Origin of the sequence: Lysinibacillus sp. FSL M8-0134 (assembly GCF_038069745.1) — a bacterium.
In the GTDB taxonomy this organism is placed as follows: Bacteria; Bacillota; Bacilli; order Bacillales_A; family Planococcaceae; genus Lysinibacillus; species Lysinibacillus irui.
On record NZ_JBBPAJ010000001.1, the window covers coordinates 2,551,293 to 2,566,576 of the forward strand.

The 15,284-nt window shown below is 39.7% G+C and carries 17 protein-coding genes; 8 read left to right on the forward strand and 9 right to left on the reverse strand.

Annotated features, from left to right (window positions below; translation table 11 throughout):
* Nucleotides 1-44: 44 nt before the first annotated feature.
* The gene (locus tag MKY49_RS13125) at nt 45-971 is read right to left on the reverse strand and encodes a helix-turn-helix transcriptional regulator (protein ID WP_274793417.1); all 927 of its coding nucleotides are present in this window, start codon (nt 969-971) and stop codon (nt 45-47) included.
* 162 nt (nt 972-1,133) lie between these two features.
* On the opposite strand from MKY49_RS13125, the gene modA reads away from it, so the two are divergent.
* Entirely contained in the window at nt 1,134-1,922 is a 789-nt protein-coding gene (modA, locus tag MKY49_RS13130) for a molybdate ABC transporter substrate-binding protein (RefSeq protein ID WP_341386450.1), read from the forward strand.
* A 2-nt stretch (nt 1,923-1,924) separates the two neighbouring features.
* A complete protein-coding gene (modB, locus tag MKY49_RS13135) occupies nt 1,925-2,581 on the forward strand; it encodes a molybdate ABC transporter permease subunit (RefSeq protein ID WP_312506486.1) in 657 nt (218 codons plus the stop codon).
* A 37-nt stretch (nt 2,582-2,618) separates the two neighbouring features.
* Here the strand turns inward: modB and moaD are convergent, their stop codons facing one another.
* The 5 genes from moaD to MKY49_RS13160 are packed head-to-tail and all read right to left on the reverse strand — an operon-like array spanning nt 2,619 to nt 6,128.
* Nucleotides 2,619-2,852 (reverse strand): molybdopterin converting factor subunit 1, encoded by a 234-nt coding sequence (moaD, locus tag MKY49_RS13140; protein ID WP_274793420.1) that lies wholly within the window; start codon nt 2,850-2,852, stop codon nt 2,619-2,621.
* Entirely contained in the window at nt 2,845-3,324 is a 480-nt protein-coding gene (locus tag MKY49_RS13145; RefSeq protein ID WP_341386451.1) for a molybdenum cofactor biosynthesis protein MoaE, read from the reverse strand. Before MKY49_RS13145 ends, moaD begins: the two co-directional genes overlap by 8 nt.
* Nucleotides 3,321-3,845, reverse strand: a complete 525-nt coding sequence (gene mobB / locus MKY49_RS13150; RefSeq protein WP_274793422.1) for a molybdopterin-guanine dinucleotide biosynthesis protein B — start codon at nt 3,843-3,845, stop codon at nt 3,321-3,323. The genes MKY49_RS13145 and mobB overlap by 4 nt, the downstream gene beginning before the upstream one ends.
* A complete protein-coding gene (locus tag MKY49_RS13155) occupies nt 3,809-5,098 on the reverse strand; it encodes a molybdopterin molybdotransferase MoeA (RefSeq protein ID WP_341386452.1) in 1,290 nt (429 codons plus the stop codon). Before MKY49_RS13155 ends, mobB begins: the two co-directional genes overlap by 37 nt.
* Nucleotides 5,099-5,111: 13 nt before the next feature.
* Nucleotides 5,112-6,128: a thiazole biosynthesis adenylyltransferase ThiF gene (locus tag MKY49_RS13160; RefSeq protein WP_274793424.1), complete on the reverse strand. Its 1,017-nt coding sequence runs from the start codon at nt 6,126-6,128 to the stop codon at nt 5,112-5,114.
* Between the two features lie 108 nt (nt 6,129-6,236).
* Here MKY49_RS13160 and MKY49_RS13165 point away from each other — a divergent pair, with 108 nt between their 5' ends.
* Genes MKY49_RS13165 through moaC form a run of 3 tightly spaced genes read left to right on the forward strand, consistent with a single transcriptional unit; the run spans nt 6,237 to nt 7,793 of the window.
* Nucleotides 6,237-6,731: a MogA/MoaB family molybdenum cofactor biosynthesis protein gene (locus tag MKY49_RS13165; protein ID WP_274793425.1), complete on the forward strand. Its 495-nt coding sequence runs from the start codon at nt 6,237-6,239 to the stop codon at nt 6,729-6,731.
* Entirely contained in the window at nt 6,728-7,318 is a 591-nt protein-coding gene (gene mobA / locus MKY49_RS13170; protein WP_341386453.1) for a molybdenum cofactor guanylyltransferase, read from the forward strand. The genes MKY49_RS13165 and mobA overlap by 4 nt, the downstream gene beginning before the upstream one ends.
* Complete coding sequence (gene moaC / locus MKY49_RS13175; RefSeq protein WP_341386454.1) at nt 7,311-7,793, forward strand: cyclic pyranopterin monophosphate synthase MoaC; 483 nt, start codon at nt 7,311-7,313, stop codon at nt 7,791-7,793. The genes mobA and moaC overlap by 8 nt, the downstream gene beginning before the upstream one ends.
* A gap of 46 nt (nt 7,794-7,839) precedes the next feature.
* Here the strand turns inward: moaC and moaA are convergent, their stop codons facing one another.
* The 3 genes from moaA to MKY49_RS13190 are packed head-to-tail and all read right to left on the reverse strand — an operon-like array spanning nt 7,840 to nt 10,035.
* Nucleotides 7,840-8,856 carry a GTP 3',8-cyclase MoaA gene (moaA, locus tag MKY49_RS13180; protein WP_341386455.1) on the reverse strand — a complete coding sequence of 339 codons (1,017 nt, stop codon included), beginning with the start codon at nt 8,854-8,856 and terminating at the stop codon, nt 7,840-7,842.
* Complete coding sequence (gene fdhD, locus MKY49_RS13185; protein WP_341386456.1) at nt 8,857-9,675, reverse strand: formate dehydrogenase accessory sulfurtransferase FdhD; 819 nt, start codon at nt 9,673-9,675, stop codon at nt 8,857-8,859. It lies immediately after the preceding gene.
* A gap of 12 nt (nt 9,676-9,687) precedes the next feature.
* Complete coding sequence (locus tag MKY49_RS13190; RefSeq protein ID WP_341386457.1) at nt 9,688-10,035, reverse strand: DUF2294 domain-containing protein; 348 nt, start codon at nt 10,033-10,035, stop codon at nt 9,688-9,690.
* A 570-nt stretch (nt 10,036-10,605) separates the two neighbouring features.
* Here MKY49_RS13190 and fdhF point away from each other — a divergent pair.
* Genes fdhF through MKY49_RS13205 form a run of 3 tightly spaced genes read left to right on the forward strand, consistent with a single transcriptional unit; the run spans nt 10,606 to nt 15,086 of the window.
* Nucleotides 10,606-13,542 (forward strand): formate dehydrogenase subunit alpha, encoded by a 2,937-nt coding sequence (gene fdhF / locus MKY49_RS13195; protein WP_274793431.1) that lies wholly within the window; start codon nt 10,606-10,608, stop codon nt 13,540-13,542.
* 4 nt (nt 13,543-13,546) lie between these two features.
* Nucleotides 13,547-14,026, forward strand: a complete 480-nt coding sequence (locus MKY49_RS13200) for a DUF1641 domain-containing protein (RefSeq protein ID WP_322610621.1) — start codon at nt 13,547-13,549, stop codon at nt 14,024-14,026.
* Nucleotides 14,027-14,039: 13 nt separating this feature from the next.
* Nucleotides 14,040-15,086 (forward strand): Mrp/NBP35 family ATP-binding protein, encoded by a 1,047-nt coding sequence (locus tag MKY49_RS13205; protein WP_341386458.1) that lies wholly within the window; start codon nt 14,040-14,042, stop codon nt 15,084-15,086.
* Nucleotides 15,087-15,284 lie beyond the last annotated feature (198 nt).

A 15,284-nucleotide genomic window follows, 5' to 3' on the forward strand; every position in this document is an offset into this window, starting at 1 on the left:
AATTGTAATCGATGTTGTAGGGAAACTCAATGAAAAATTTTAGATTACAACGTTTCATACATGACTTGACCCATCTGTGAAATATCATAATCTCCTAAAGCAGCCACTTCCGCCTGAAAATCTGGTGCAGTCAAAATTTCCTTCACTAGATCAATTAATGGTTGATTTTCAGGTGATTTGAATAACACAATGTCATAACGCTCTGTTACTACAGGTATAAAATCGACATTAATGAGCTTAGCCATTTTTTCAATTCCTATTCCAACATCTGCATGACCATTTGCTACAGCAGAGGCAACATCAAGATGACTCATTTCTTCGTTATGGTACCCCTCAATAGTGGATGGTGAGATGTGGTGAATTCGCAATTGTTCATCTAATAAAGTCCGAGCACCCGAGCCCTTCTCACGATTGATTAGCTTACACGCTGTAGTCTTAAAATCTTCAAATGATTGAAGTTGCAACGGATTTCCTTTTTGAACATAGAAACCTGCTCGACGTGAAATGACATTGAAAAGTATGAAAGGATGGCTCACAAAAATCTTTTTTACATAGGGTGTATTATAGTCTCCTGTATCACCATCAAACATATGTAAACTCGCAATATCACATTCTCCGTTATACAACGCCATGACACCATTAAAGCTACCTTCATGGGAACGTAATACTTTAATCGATTGTCTTTTCTCAATATATTTTGCTAATAAATCCAACACTAAATCCTGTCCACTAATAATAATTTTAGGATATTGTTTTGCTTGATTGCCTATCTTTGGCACGGGCACTTTTTGAGTTGTACCTGTTTTACGTTTTTGAATATAGGCTTGCAAGTCCATACGATCTACCCGCATTTGCCGGCCGACACGGAAAACGGGCAAATCTCCTTTTTTCACCAAATCATAAACTGTTAATTTTGAAACCTTTAATAATTGTGCGACTTCTTCAATCGTATAGGATTGTTCTTGTGACATGTAAAAGTTCTCCTCCTATAAGCCTCTTTTTACATGGTAACGTATTTATTGTCTGATGAACATCTTGAAGTTTTCTAGCAATCCTATCTTTCCTTTTTACTTATGTCTTATTATAATTGGTTATGTCTTGTTATAACGAGTTATAAAAGGAGTACCATCATCATGAGAAAATACTTTTATAGTTTCTTTGCAACAGTGTTTATACTAGGAGGTCTATTAGCTGGCTGTAGTAGCCAAGAAAATGAGGTCTCAGCAAATAAACCTGTTGAATTAACAATTTCTGCGGCAGCTAGTTTACAGGATGCCTTAAAAGAACTTCAAACAATTTATGAAAAAGAACATGAATCCATCAAAATCCACTTTAACTTCGGTGGTTCAGGTGCACTGCAACAACAAATTTTACAGGGTGCTCCTGTAGATCTTTTCTTGTCAGCAGCAGAGGATAAATTCGATACCCTTGTAGAAGAAGGAATGATTGATCGACAGCAAGGAATCAATTTATTAGCAAACGAATTAGTATTAGTCGTTCCTAAACATAATGCGAAACAAATTCATTCCTTTGAAGATCTACAGCAAGCAGGGAAATTAGCGCTTGGTACACCCGAAACCGTACCTGCTGGGCAGTATGGTGTGGACACATTAAAAAATATGCAGCTTTGGGATCTACTTGAATCGAAAGTGGTCTACACAAAAGATGTGCGGCAAGTCCTTACTTATACCGAAACAGAAAATGTGGATGCTGGAATCGTTTATCGAACAGATGCCCTTGTCTCCGATAAAGTCGATATCGTTGCCACTGCGGATCAGGGTATGCACGCGCCGATTATTTATCCTGTAGGTGTCCTAAAAGCTAGTAAGCATACTAACGAGGCGGAAAATTTTTATCAATTTTTACAGACGGATGAGGCCATGAGTGTCTTTAAAAAATATGGATTTAAAGGAGTCCAATAAAGATGAGCGTTGATTTCTGGTCTCCGCTCAAGCTTTCGATAGAGATTGCCTTTGTAGCAGGAATAATGGCGATAGTAGCAGGTATTCTAATGGGCAAATGGATGGCTACACGTCATTTTAAAGGTAAAGTAGTGCTTGAAACCTTGTTATTGCTGCCACTTGTTTTACCCCCTACTGTAGTAGGTTTCCTGCTTATTGTTTTGTTCGGAAAAAATAGTATGCTAGGCAATTTAATTGTGTGGCTTTTTGATCAGCCAGTCATGTTCACTTGGTGGGCAGCCGTCATTGCTTCTACAATCGTTGCTTTTCCATTAATGTATCAGTCCGCTAAAACTGGCTTTGCCTCTGTTGAAAAAGATATCGAAAACGCGGCACGTATGGATGGCGCAAATGAATGGCAAGTCTTTCTTTATGTGTCCATTCCCCTCGCATTAAAGTCACTAGTATCTGGTGGAATTTTAAGTTTTACAAGAGCTTTGGGTGAGTTTGGAGCAACTCTAATGTTTGCGGGAAATATTCCAGGGAAGACACAAACAACCCCACTTGCAATTTATATGGCGCTTGATTCAGGGAACATGACACTTGCCTGGACATGGGTTTTGTGTATGATTGCCATTTCTTTTATTATGCTTCTTAGCATTCATCTCCTGAAAGTATAAAAGAGGTAGTTGGTTACAACCAACTACCTCTTTTCAGTCACCCCCCACTGATTGGTGGTATAAAAGCGATCGTGTCACCCGAGTTGATAATCGTTGTATCTGTCGCAAATTCCTCGTTAATGGCTGTCATCATTTGTTGTAATGATAGCTCCGGATACTGCTGTTCCATCCACTCTTTCAATTGAGCAACCGACACATCTGAGAGCTCTACCGTGAGCTTCGATTTCCCAACTACTTCCTGTAAGTGAGCAAATAATAAAATATTAATCACACTTTTCCTCCTCCTGAATGGCAGGTTTTCCTTGCGGATAAGGGACATTTTCTAATTGATCGCCAATCCATTCAGTCCCGTCCTCCCAATGTTCTTTTTTCCATATCGGCACAATTTGCTTTATGCGGTCAATCGCATATTCATTCGCCCTATAGGCCACTTTACGATGTGGTGATGAAACAGCAATGACTACAGCGATATCCGAAATAGCTAAATGACCTACACGATGGGTGATGGCCACTTTCACTTCTGACCATTGTTCTTGTATTTCCTTTGCAATCTGTTCAAACATTTTAATTGCCATAGCAGGATAGGCTTGATACTCTAAATGCAATGTTTTTTTACCATTCGTCATTTCACGCACGGTGCCAATGAAAAGTGTAATAGCCCCAGCATTTCGACTAAGTACTTTTTGTCTTACTTCCTCTACATCAATAGGTTTATCAATAATTTCAAATAATGCTGACGTCATGATGGTTTCCTCATTTCCTTCCATAAAAACTTCATATACTGTGCTTCTTCATGAATTGAAAAGGCTGGAATAGCTAGTGACGAATCAAGTGGATAGCTTGGCCAATAGAGCACACAAATAATATTAGAAACTTGTTGTAGTAAAGCTTCATCCTGTGCTGTTCGTAAGAGCACGATCTTCGGATAATGTTCTTTTTTATAGCCTTCAATTAGAATGACATCCAGTGGAAAGGATGCATACATTTCTAGTATTTCAGCCAGATGCCAATGATTTTGGTGAATACTCATCCGTAAAGTACCTGCTCCCGCAACTGCCGTGACATCTGCTCCCGCCTTCTCATGACGACCACTATCCTTCGAAGCATCTACGTGTGGTACTCCACCATGTCCATGATGCTTAATGGTCCCTACTCGTAATCCTGCTGCTGTAGCTTGCTTGATCAGTTGCTCCATTAATGTCGTCTTTCCACTATTTTGATAGCCAACTATCTGTAGTATTTTTCGATTTTGTCCCAAGGCCACTCACTTCCTTGTTTATCTTCTAACAATAGGACTGCTACTGACATCCCTTTTTCATAGCCGCGTGAGCCACCAGGTAAAACGATAAAAGCATTGGCTGTCGCTAAAGATGAAACCGCACTTGATTTATCAAACCCAGATGGGACAGCAACTAACTGACCTTTTTCATAGTAGGCACTCGCTCGTACGAAGCGTGTAAATGGATTAGGCTTTGTAAAATCTGCTCCTAAAATCGCTTGCTCTCGACGTAAATGTGGTTGTTGATTGCCACATGCAGTACGAATAATTGGGCGTACAAATAGCTCAAAGCCTACATAGCAAGCTGAAGGATTACCAGAAAGTCCAAATAGTAATTGTCCCCTGCGAGCCGCTACCGTTGTCACACTACCTGGGCGCATTGCTATTTTATTAAACAATACCTTTGCATCGATCGCTTCATAAATGGCTGGTAAGTAATCATAATCACCTACAGAAACGCCACCCGTTGTAATGAGAACATCGACTTCCTGTAAGGCTTTTTCCACATGCTCAATACATAAATTGAGATCATCGCTTAATTTGCCGAAATATTTTACTTCTGCGCCAGCACGTTCAATTTGAGCCATCATCATATACGCATTACTATTTCGAATTTTACCAGGCTGTAAAGGTTCACCTGGCTCTAGTAATTCGCTACCAGTAGCAATCACACCAATGACAGGTCTACGATAAACAGGCACTTGCTCATAACCAAAAGTAGCGAGTAAGGCCATGACTCCTGGGTTAATATATTGCCCTCGTTCAATGAGGATGGCACCTTGCTGCACATCTTCTCCCTTGTAGGATATATTGGTACCCGCCTCAAATGACCGTTTAATTGACATATACTTTTGGTCATTTTCCTCAAACGTATACGTTAATTCCAGCATCACAACTACATCACACCCTTGTGGTATAGGCGCACCTGTCATAATACGGACAGCTTGTCGTTCGCCAACAACCTCGTCATAGACATAGCCTGCACCAATTTCCCCAACGACCTGAAAACGGACTGGTTGCTGCGAGGAAGCTTCTCGGCTATCAATAGAACGAATAGCATATCCATCATAAGGGGAACGATCGAAGGCAGGTACATCATGGTCAGCTCGAATAGCTTCTGCTATAAAACGTCCATGAACGTGCGTTAATGGCACAAGCTCCTTTTTTGCTTGAAAGGCATAATCCATTACACGATGAACAGCTTCTGCCACAGGAATTGGTTGTCTTTTTTCTACCATTCGGTACACTCCTTTAACCTAATAAACGATAGTAAATGCTTTTAGCTTTTTGTATATCTTGTATTCCATGTATAACGACACGACCATCTTGAAAAATAACGATTCGATAATCCTCGGCTTGACATGATAGCAAGTAAGGATTTTTTTGAATTTCACCGTAGGGACGAAGCTGGTTGGCTAGCTGCTCCAACTGATAATAAATCGGCTTCGGAGGTCGTATTTGTACTGCATCTCGTCCACAAAGAATCTCTAATTTCGTTTGATTTTCATAGGATAAATAAGGATAGATTGGTTTGCTACCACAAGAGGGACAATCCTCCTGCCTTATTTTTTCCACATTGATTTCATAATGTTGATTTTGCCAAACATCAAATGTTAAATAGCTTTTTCGTAAGGCCTTTTCATCACCAACGAGTAGCTTTAAAACCTCTGCTACTTGATAGGCAGCAACGATCTGAACTGTTGGACTAATAATTCCTACCGTATCACACGTCATTCCTGTATGGGGCATAACCTTTAACAAGCAATGCAAACAAGGTGTTGTACCTGGTACAATCGTATAGGTCGCACCATAGCTACCAACACAAGAGCCATACACCCATGGAATTCGATGCTTTTGTGCAAGATCATTCATCACAAAGCGGACATCAAAATTATCTGTTGCATCAACCATGACATCGACACCTACTAATAATGGCAGAAGTGACTCTGTACAAGCATCCATTATGGCGACATGAATATCTACCTCTTTGTTGATACTTTGGAGCCTTGTTTTGGCAGCAATCACTTTCGGTAATTTTTCCTGTGCATCTTGTTCTGTATATAATTGCTGTCTTTGTAAATTACTCCATTCTACATAATCACGATCAATGAGCGTCAACTTACCAACACCAGCACGGACAAGAGCTTCTGCACTAGCACTTCCCAATGCACCCGCACCTATAATGAGGACATGTTTTTGCTGGATGGACTGCTGCCCTGCTTGTCCGATAGAATTAAATAATTGTTGTCTAGAATATCTATTTTGCATAACAATGGGGCCTTTCTTTCTATGAATTTTCGTTTGACCTTTTGCTTTATAGCATTATAATAAAAGCAATGTTTTTCAGTAAAACACGAATGAAGGAGGTCTTTTACTGTGCATCCCACACATCACCAGCAACCCATTCAAGTTGCAATTTTAACCGTTAGTGACACACGCACAAAGGCAGATGATCATGCAGGTCAGCGTATTCAATCCTTGCTTCAAGAAGCTACATTTGAAGTAAGAGACTATCAACTAACAAAGGATGAACCACAGGATATCGCCATGCATGTGAAGAATTGGTGCAGTGATCCGACAATCAATACCGTTATTGTCACAGGTGGAACAGGATTTACACCAAGAGACCAAACCTATGACACCATTCTGCCGCTTTTTGAAAAGGAAATGATGGGATTTGGTGAGTTGTTTCGAACACTTAGTTTTGAAGAAATTGGTCCAAAAGCAATGTTTAGTCGGGCAACAGCTGGTAGCCGTCAGCAAACAGCTATCTATGTATTACCCGGTTCCACCAATGCAGTGACACTAGCTATGACAAAGCTTATTGTTCCAACAGTCCAACATTTTGTCGGTGAGTTGAATCGCTTATGAAAATAGCAGGTGTTGTGTTAGCTGGCGGGCTATCCTCTCGCTATGGTCAGCCTAAAATGTTTGAACTGTTTGCTGGGCAGCCTTTATATAAACATAGTCTCATAGCCTTACAAAAAAATCAGCTAGATCCTCTCATCATTGCTACGAACGCACACCTACAACAGATGTTTGAGCAGGAAGATGTCCAATGGGTTATCGAAGAGCAGCCACATCAAGGACCTCTTTTTGCCCTGCACCATTTAATGAAAGCCAATCCTGATGTAGAATGGTTCTTTGTTGTAGCGAGCGATATGCCTTATATGAATGCAGATTTTATTGAGAAAATGCTTAGTAAAATTAATGACGAATATGATGCTATTGTTCCTAGACAAGCCCAACGCGATCAACCATTAGCTGCATTATATCGGCGCACTGCTTTACCAAAGGCGCAACAGTTAACGGAGCAAAACAAACGCAGTATGAAAGTGCTGTTAGAGCAAGTTCGTGTTTGCTATGTCCCTTTTGAGGACAATTGCCTAACATTTATCAATATCAATGCCCAACAAGATTGGTCACAAACTACTAAAAAGGAGTCTAACAATGAATAATTTCACACACTGGAACGAGGAAGGTCGTCCCAAAATGGTCGATATATCAGCAAAAGAAGTCACAACACGTATAGCCATTGCTCGCAGTACGATTACTTTATCTGATACCGTCTATGAAGCCATTCAACAAGGTGGCATTAAAAAAGGTGATCCGACACAAGTTGCTCAAATTGCAGGGATTATGGGTGCAAAAAAAACGGCCGATATCATTCCTATGTGCCATCCCATCATGCTTCAAGGCACAGATTTCCAATTTGACTATGAACAAGCAGAACATGGCTATGAGCTCCATATTCAAGCTACTGTTAAATGTAGCGGGAAAACAGGTGTTGAAATGGAAGCCCTTACTGCTGTGTCAATTGCTGCATTAACTTTCTATGATATGTGTAAAGCCGTTGATAAAACAATGGTCATTAAAGAAACCTACCTTGTTGAAAAAACAGGTGGAAAAAGTGGCACTTTTGTGCATAAATAAACAGAAAAATTCGGCATCATTTTGCCGATTTTTTCTGTTTTATGCTCTACCCTCCTATATGAGACATTTCGATTTTTGCATGTTTCCTCTTTGCCATTGTTTGTTCATTGCGTTCATCAGAATAGCGATCATTTCTTTTTGTCCAAACAGTTGTAATACAGTCCATAATGGCCGCATCATTTTGCCCTGAACGCAATAAATCTCTTAAATCTGTACCTTCTGTAGCAAATAAACAAGTATATAATGTTCCTTCTGCAGAGAGACGCGCACGAGAACATGTGGAACAGAAGGAATCCGTCACAGATGAGATGACACCAATTTCCCCCTGTGCGTCTTGATACTGATAACGCGTTGCTACTTCCCCTTTGTAATTTGGAGCAACTGGCTGTACCGGAGAAAACGAATGAATTTGCTCAATGATGTCTTTTTTAGATACTACATCATCTAATCGCCAACCATTCGAATTACCTACGTCCATATATTCAATAAAGCGTAGAATATGCTGTTTTTCTTTAAAAAATTGAGCCATTGTGACAATATCTTGATCATTCTTGCCTTTTTGAACAACCATATTTATCTTTACTTGTAAACCCGCTTCTGCTGCCTTTTCAATTCCCTCTAACACCGTTAATACCTTTCCTCGATGACCATTCATCTCGAAAAAACGTTCATCATTGAGTGAATCTAAACTAATTGAAACTCGGGATAATCCTGCCTTTGCCAGTGGCTGGGCATATTTTTTTAATAATGAACCATTTGTTGTTAAGGCAATATCTTCTACACCGTCTATGTGGTTAATTCGTGCGATTAATTCGGGTAAATCCCGTCTGAGCAGTGGCTCTCCACCTGTAATACGTATCTTTTTAACGCCTAACGACACAAAAATTTTTACTAAACGTTCAATCTCATCAAAGTTTAATATTTTATCAGACGGTAAAAATGCGTAATCTGGACCAAACACTTCTGCTGGCATACAATAGCGACAGCGAAAATTACAGCGATCTGTCACGGATATTCTTAAATCTCTTAACGGTCTGTGAAGTTGGTCTTGTAGATCCGTCATCTAATCTCCTTCTTTCAGTGCATTCTGAGTTGATAATAGGATGCGTTGTGGATGTGTATAAATATTCAGTGAATCCTGGCGAATAAAGCCCACTGTTGTAATACCTAGCTGTTCGGCCAATTGCAAGGCTAATTCTGTTGGTGCTGATTTAGATAAAACGATTTCACAGCCAATTTTGGATACTTTCAAAAGAATCTCCGACGATATTCGCCCACTAAAGACGATAACCTTATCTTGCATACGAATATGATGGCGAAGACAATAGCCGTAAATTTTATCTAAAGCATTATGTCGTCCAATATCCATACGGGTTAAAACGATGCCATGGACATCACAAAGTGCGGCATTATGCACACCACCTGTTTTCTTAAAAATATCAGCCCCATCCTGCATCGCATGCATTAAACGGAAGCAATCCTCTGTTGTTATTTGCACATGAACGTCTTCCATTTTTTTCGCTACTAATGCATCATTGGTAAACACAAAGCCCTGTCGACTCATACCACAGCAAGAGGTAATATAACGTTTGTTTTGCGTCTGCTGATAATAGGGATTGACATGCTTAGTTTTTATATGGACAAAGCCTTCCTTCTCTTGATGCCAAATTTCCTCAATATCCTCATAGCTACGAATAACTCGCTCCGAAGCTAAATAACCGATGACCATATCTTCCACATACTCTGGTGTACACACCATCGTAACAAATTCTTGCTGATTAATTTTTACTGTAACAGCGTATTCTGAGACAATCAAATCATCTATTTCTTTTACTTGCTGCCCTTCCACACGGACAATTTTTCGTGTTACCGCTCGATCCATCAGGCATTCCCCCTACTCACTGATGTTCTTTTCAAAAACAAAGACGGAAATCGCAAAATCCTCTTCAATTTTTATATCTGAAAATAAGTGAAGCAATTTACTGCCCATCAATTCTTCCATTCCCTCTGGCGGTGATTGCGTATATAAATCTTGAATCATACTTGTTCTTGCAGCATGTACCATTTTTAACCCATCAGGTGTACTGGCAATGAATTTTTCTGTTGGGGTAATATTTCCATACAAAGTAGATACAGCCATATTTTCAACAAAAACGGTATGGATACGCTCTGGTCCTTTACCGAATAATTCCTTACGCAACTTTCGAATCATGTCATTAAATTCATGTACTTTTTTAGACATAGCAATGATTCTCCTATCGTATTTTAACTTTTTTTAGTAAATTGAGATGAGGGTCACCCTTACAGTTTGTTAATGATATAGCAACATGAAAAAAAATAAAAGAGAAAATATTTCTTGATAACAATTCTCATTTAATAAATTTTATGATAAATATTGTTCATTTTGAAGGAAAGGGCTATAATCATTTATATCACAAATGGAATTGATGTATTTTGTTCCCTATGTCATATAAAGCATAGTGTTTTTAATATTTGAATTCTATTGTATAAAAATAAAAGTAGATTGAGTTTTTAGCAAGACCTGCTAAGAATTTTATCCACCATGAATCATTAGCATGTCTTAGACTTGCGTTTTCATGGTGGATTTTTTTATTTTTTCACAACAAAGACTTTGCTAAGTTGTTACGATCTAGCAATTCACCTATTTTGAGGTAGCTTTTAAGAACCATTGGGAATTACAATGATAACAAGACAAACTTTTCAGAAATAACCAACTCTAATTGTTATTCCCTTTTGTCTTAAGCGTAACATATTGTCTAGTAGTCTCAACGTGCAAAAGGAGGAAGTAACCTTGACTCAAATTAAAATTAATGGCGTATCGTATGATGTAAAAGAAGGAGCTACAATCCTTGATACCATTAATCAACATGACATCCCACATCCTCAAATATGTCATGTACCAGCTGTTGATCCAATTGAAACATGTGATACATGTATCGTAGAGGTCAATGGCCAATTAGTTCGATCCTGCTCCACAAAGGCAGTAGACGGCATGGATGTTTACTTAACTTCAGACAAAGCAAAAGCAGCACAAACAGAAGCAATGGACCGTCTACTCGAAAACCATTTATTGTACTGTACAGTTTGTGATAACAACAATGGGAATTGCGCGTTACACAACACAGCTGAATTAATGGAAATCGAACATCAGAAATATCCTTATAAGCCAAAAGTTGAACCTCATGAGGTAGACATGTCACATCCGTTTTACCGCTACGATCCCAACCAATGTATTGCTTGTGGTCAATGTGTGGAGGTTTGTCAAAATTTACAGGTAAACGAAACATTATCTCTTGATTGGGAGGCTGAAAGACCACGCGTTATTTGGGATACGGGTGTTGCAATCAATGATTCTTCCTGTGTAAGTTGCGGTCAATGTGTAACCGTTTGTCCATGTAATGCCTTAATGGAAAAATCGATGCTTGGAGAAGCTGGATTTATGACAGGTCTTAAACAGGATATGTTGGACCCCATGATTCATTTGATTAAGGAAGTTGAACCTGGCTATAGTGGTATTTTTGCCGTTTCTGAAGTTGAAGCAGCCATGCGCAGTAAACGTACTAAAAAAACAAAAACAGTCTGCACGTTCTGTGGTGTCGGTTGCTCATTTGAAGTTTGGACAAAAGGACGTAAAATTTTAAAAGTACAACCATCTGATGGTCCAGTTAATGCCATTTCTACTTGTGTCAAAGGAAAATTCGGCTGGGACTTCATTAATTCAGAGGAGCGTATTACAAAACCACTTATCCGTAAAAATGAAGAGTTTGTTGAATCGTCATGGGATGAAGCACTAGATTTAATTGCCTCTAAGCTCGGCGGTATTCAGCAACAATATGGCCCTGGTTCTGTTGGCTTTATTTCTTCGTCTAAAATTACGAACGAGGAAAATTACTTAATTCAAAAAATGGCGCGTCAATTATTCGAAACAAACGACGTGGATAACTGTTCTCGCTATTGTCAATCCCCTGCTACTGACGGTTTATTACGTACTGTTGGTATGGGTGGTGACGCTGGTACCATTCAAGATATTGCCAAAGCTGGTCTTGTCATTATTGTTGGAGCTAACCCTGCTGAAGGACACCCCGTTCTGGCGACACGTGTGAAACGTGCACATAAATTACATGGTCAGAAGTTAATAGTCGCGGATATTCGTAAACATGAAATGGCAGAACGATCAGATATCTTTATGCGTCCGAAACAAGGTACTGACCAAGTTTGGTTAATGGCTGTTACTAAATATATGATCGATCAAGGTTGGCACGATGAGGCCTTTATTCGAGAAAACGTCCTTCATTTTAGTGATTTTACACAAGTACTGGAAAAATACACACTCGATTACGCACAAGAAATGACAGGTATTTCTAAAGAAACATTGATTCAGGTTGCTGAAATGATTCGTGATGCAGATGGCACTTGTGTTCTTTGGGGTATGGGTGTAACACAAAATACAGGTGGCTCTTATACATCAGCCGCTATATCGAATCTATTATTAGCAACTGGTAACTATCGTCGACCAGGTGCAGGTGCCTACCCTCTTCGTGGTCATAACAATGTTCAAGGTGCATGCGATATGGGTACACTACCAAATTTATTGCCAGGCTATCAAAAAGTAACGGATGACGAGGCACGTGCAAAATTTGAAAAAGCCTATGGTGTCCCTATTCAATCACAACCAGGTCGAAATAATATGCAAATGCTAGATGCGATCATGGAAGGGAAAATGAAAGCGATGTATTTAGTAGGTGAGGATATGGCGCTTGTAGACTGTAATGCCAACCATGTCGATGAGGTGCTGTCACAACTAGACTTTTTTGTGGTTCAAGATTGTTTCCTTTCACGAACAGCACAATATGCGGATGTCATATTACCCGCTGCGCCTTCATTAGAAAAAGAAGGTACATTCACAAACACGGAACGTCGCGTGCAGCGTCTATATCAAGCTTTACCAACACTTGGTGAATCAAAAGCAGATTGGGAAATTCTTCAAGCAGTTGCTCGTCGTTTAGGTGCAGATTGGCAATATAACCACCCAAGTGACATTTTTGATGAAATGGCAAGCTTGTCTCCCCTATTCTCTCAAGCCAACTATGATGTTCTAGAAGGCTGGGGTAGCTTCTGTTGGGGTAGTCATGATGGAAAAGATACACCTTTATTATATGAAGATGGCTTTAACTTCCCAGATAAAAAAGCTCGCTTTGCTTTAAATGATTGGGTACAACCTGTTGAGTTTGAGGCACAGTATGATTGTCTTATTAACAATGGTCGTATGCTTGAGCACTTCCATGAGGGGAACCTAACAAATAAATCGAAAGGTATTCAATCGAAGGTACCTGAAATTTTCGTGGAGGTGTCACCAGAATTAGCGAAAGAACGAGGCATTGCAGATGGCGCCCTACTGCGATTAGTGTCTCCATATGGTGCATTAAAGCTAAATGCTCTCGTCACAGATCGGGTGCAAGGAAATGAATTATTTTTACCAATGAACTCGGTAAGCAAAGATTCAGCCATCAACTTCTTAACGGGCCCTGCAGCAGATGTGAATACATCCACACCAGCCTATAAGCAAACAAAGGTACGCGTAGAAGTGTTAAAAGCAAAAGGAAAATCACCACTTCCACGCACAAATCCACGCTATAAAAAACGTCATCCTCAAAACGGTGTGGAGGTACAACGGAAATGGAATCGTCCTGGCTACGTTCACTTAACAACTACTAACGAAAGAGAGTGAGAGCATGGCTGTACCGATTACAAACATAAGAAAACAACAATTAACAGAAGAACAACTGAAGGAACAGAAATTAGACAATTTAAAACAACTACTTTCTGATCATGAAGAAGCAGTCAATCAAGTATTCACCATTATGGCTGAATTAAATGATATAGGTGCATTAGAGGCAGCTACTAAGCTATTAGAAGCAAAAGAGGAAGTGGCTCATATTGCCCTTGGGCAATTAACACGCAAGCCTGTCACAAATATCATTAACAATTTAATGGGTGTCGCAGGCGCATTGACAGAGCTCAATCCTGAAACAACAACAAAGCTAATTGAAGGCCTAAACGCTGGTGTCGATGAAGCGAACAAAGCACTGGAGTCCGATGAAAAAGTAAGTGCCTTTAAGCTCGTAAAAATGTTAAATGATCCAGATGTCAATCGCGCACTTAATTTCGGGGTCCATTTCTTAAAAGGACTTGGTAAAGGCTTAAAAGAGTAAGGTGGTTACGTTAATGTTCGTAAAAGAAGATGTGATAAACGCATTAAAACAGGTAGAAGACCCTGAACTGCACCAGAGTATTGTAGATTTAAATATGATACGTAATATTCAAATAAACGACACCCAAATAGCCCTGGATATTATGTTAACCATTCCAGGATGTCCGTTAAAAGCAACTATCCAGCAAGATGTCGAGAAGGCACTACAAGCAATTGGTGCCTCCGATGTTGCCATTACCTTTGGGGTTATGTCGGACCAAGAGCGTGGTGAATTAACATCCACGTTAAAATCGAAAAATGTAACAGATCAAGGAATGCCGAATATGTTACTGCCTAATTCTGGCGTTCAATTCATTGCTATAACAAGTGGTAAAGGCGGTGTAGGAAAGTCTACTGTGACTATTAATTTAGCCGTCGCACTTGCCCGTCTTGGGAAACGTGTAGGTATTTTAGATGCCGATATATATGGCTTTAGTATTCCTGCCATGATGAATATTGAGCAAAAGCCTACTATGCTTGACCAAACGGCTATTCCAGTAGAGAGCCATGGCGTTAAAATAATGTCGATGGGCTTTTTTACAAAGGATAACCAGCCTGTTATGTGGCGTGGACCTATGCTGAACAAGTGGATTCGCAATTTTCTTGTCAACACGCTATGGGGAGATTTAGATTATCTACTGATAGATTTACCACCTGGTACAGGGGATGTGGCGATTGATATGGCAGCGATGATTCCGCAGGCACAGGAATTAATTGTGACAACACCCCATCTAGCCGCTTCTCATGTCGCTTTACGTGCCGGCTTAATGGCCCAACATACGAAACATACCATTCTCGGTGTTGTCGAAAACATGGCTTATTTTGAAGGGCCCGATGGTCACAAAAATTTTCTATTTGGACAGGGTGGCGCTGAGCAACTAGCAGATTTATTGCAGACCAATGTAGTAGCTCATATTCCTTTCGCTCAACCTGAAGAAAATACAGGTTCCTCGGTATATGCCGAGGAATCCATAATCGGTGAAGTGTTTACTCACCTAGCAGAAGATTTACTCTATCAGTAATATAATGAGACAAATAAAACACCTTTCGTTGAATAATGGGTTAACCAAACAATCAACGTGAAGGTGTTTTTTCTATGCGAACAAGAGTAAGCTGCCAATTTCTCAGCCACATCATTTGCTATTAAGAGTTATCTTACATAGAGATCAAGGCTGTCGCTAGATAACTATCAAAAGAAGTAAAATAGGAATGACCATGAG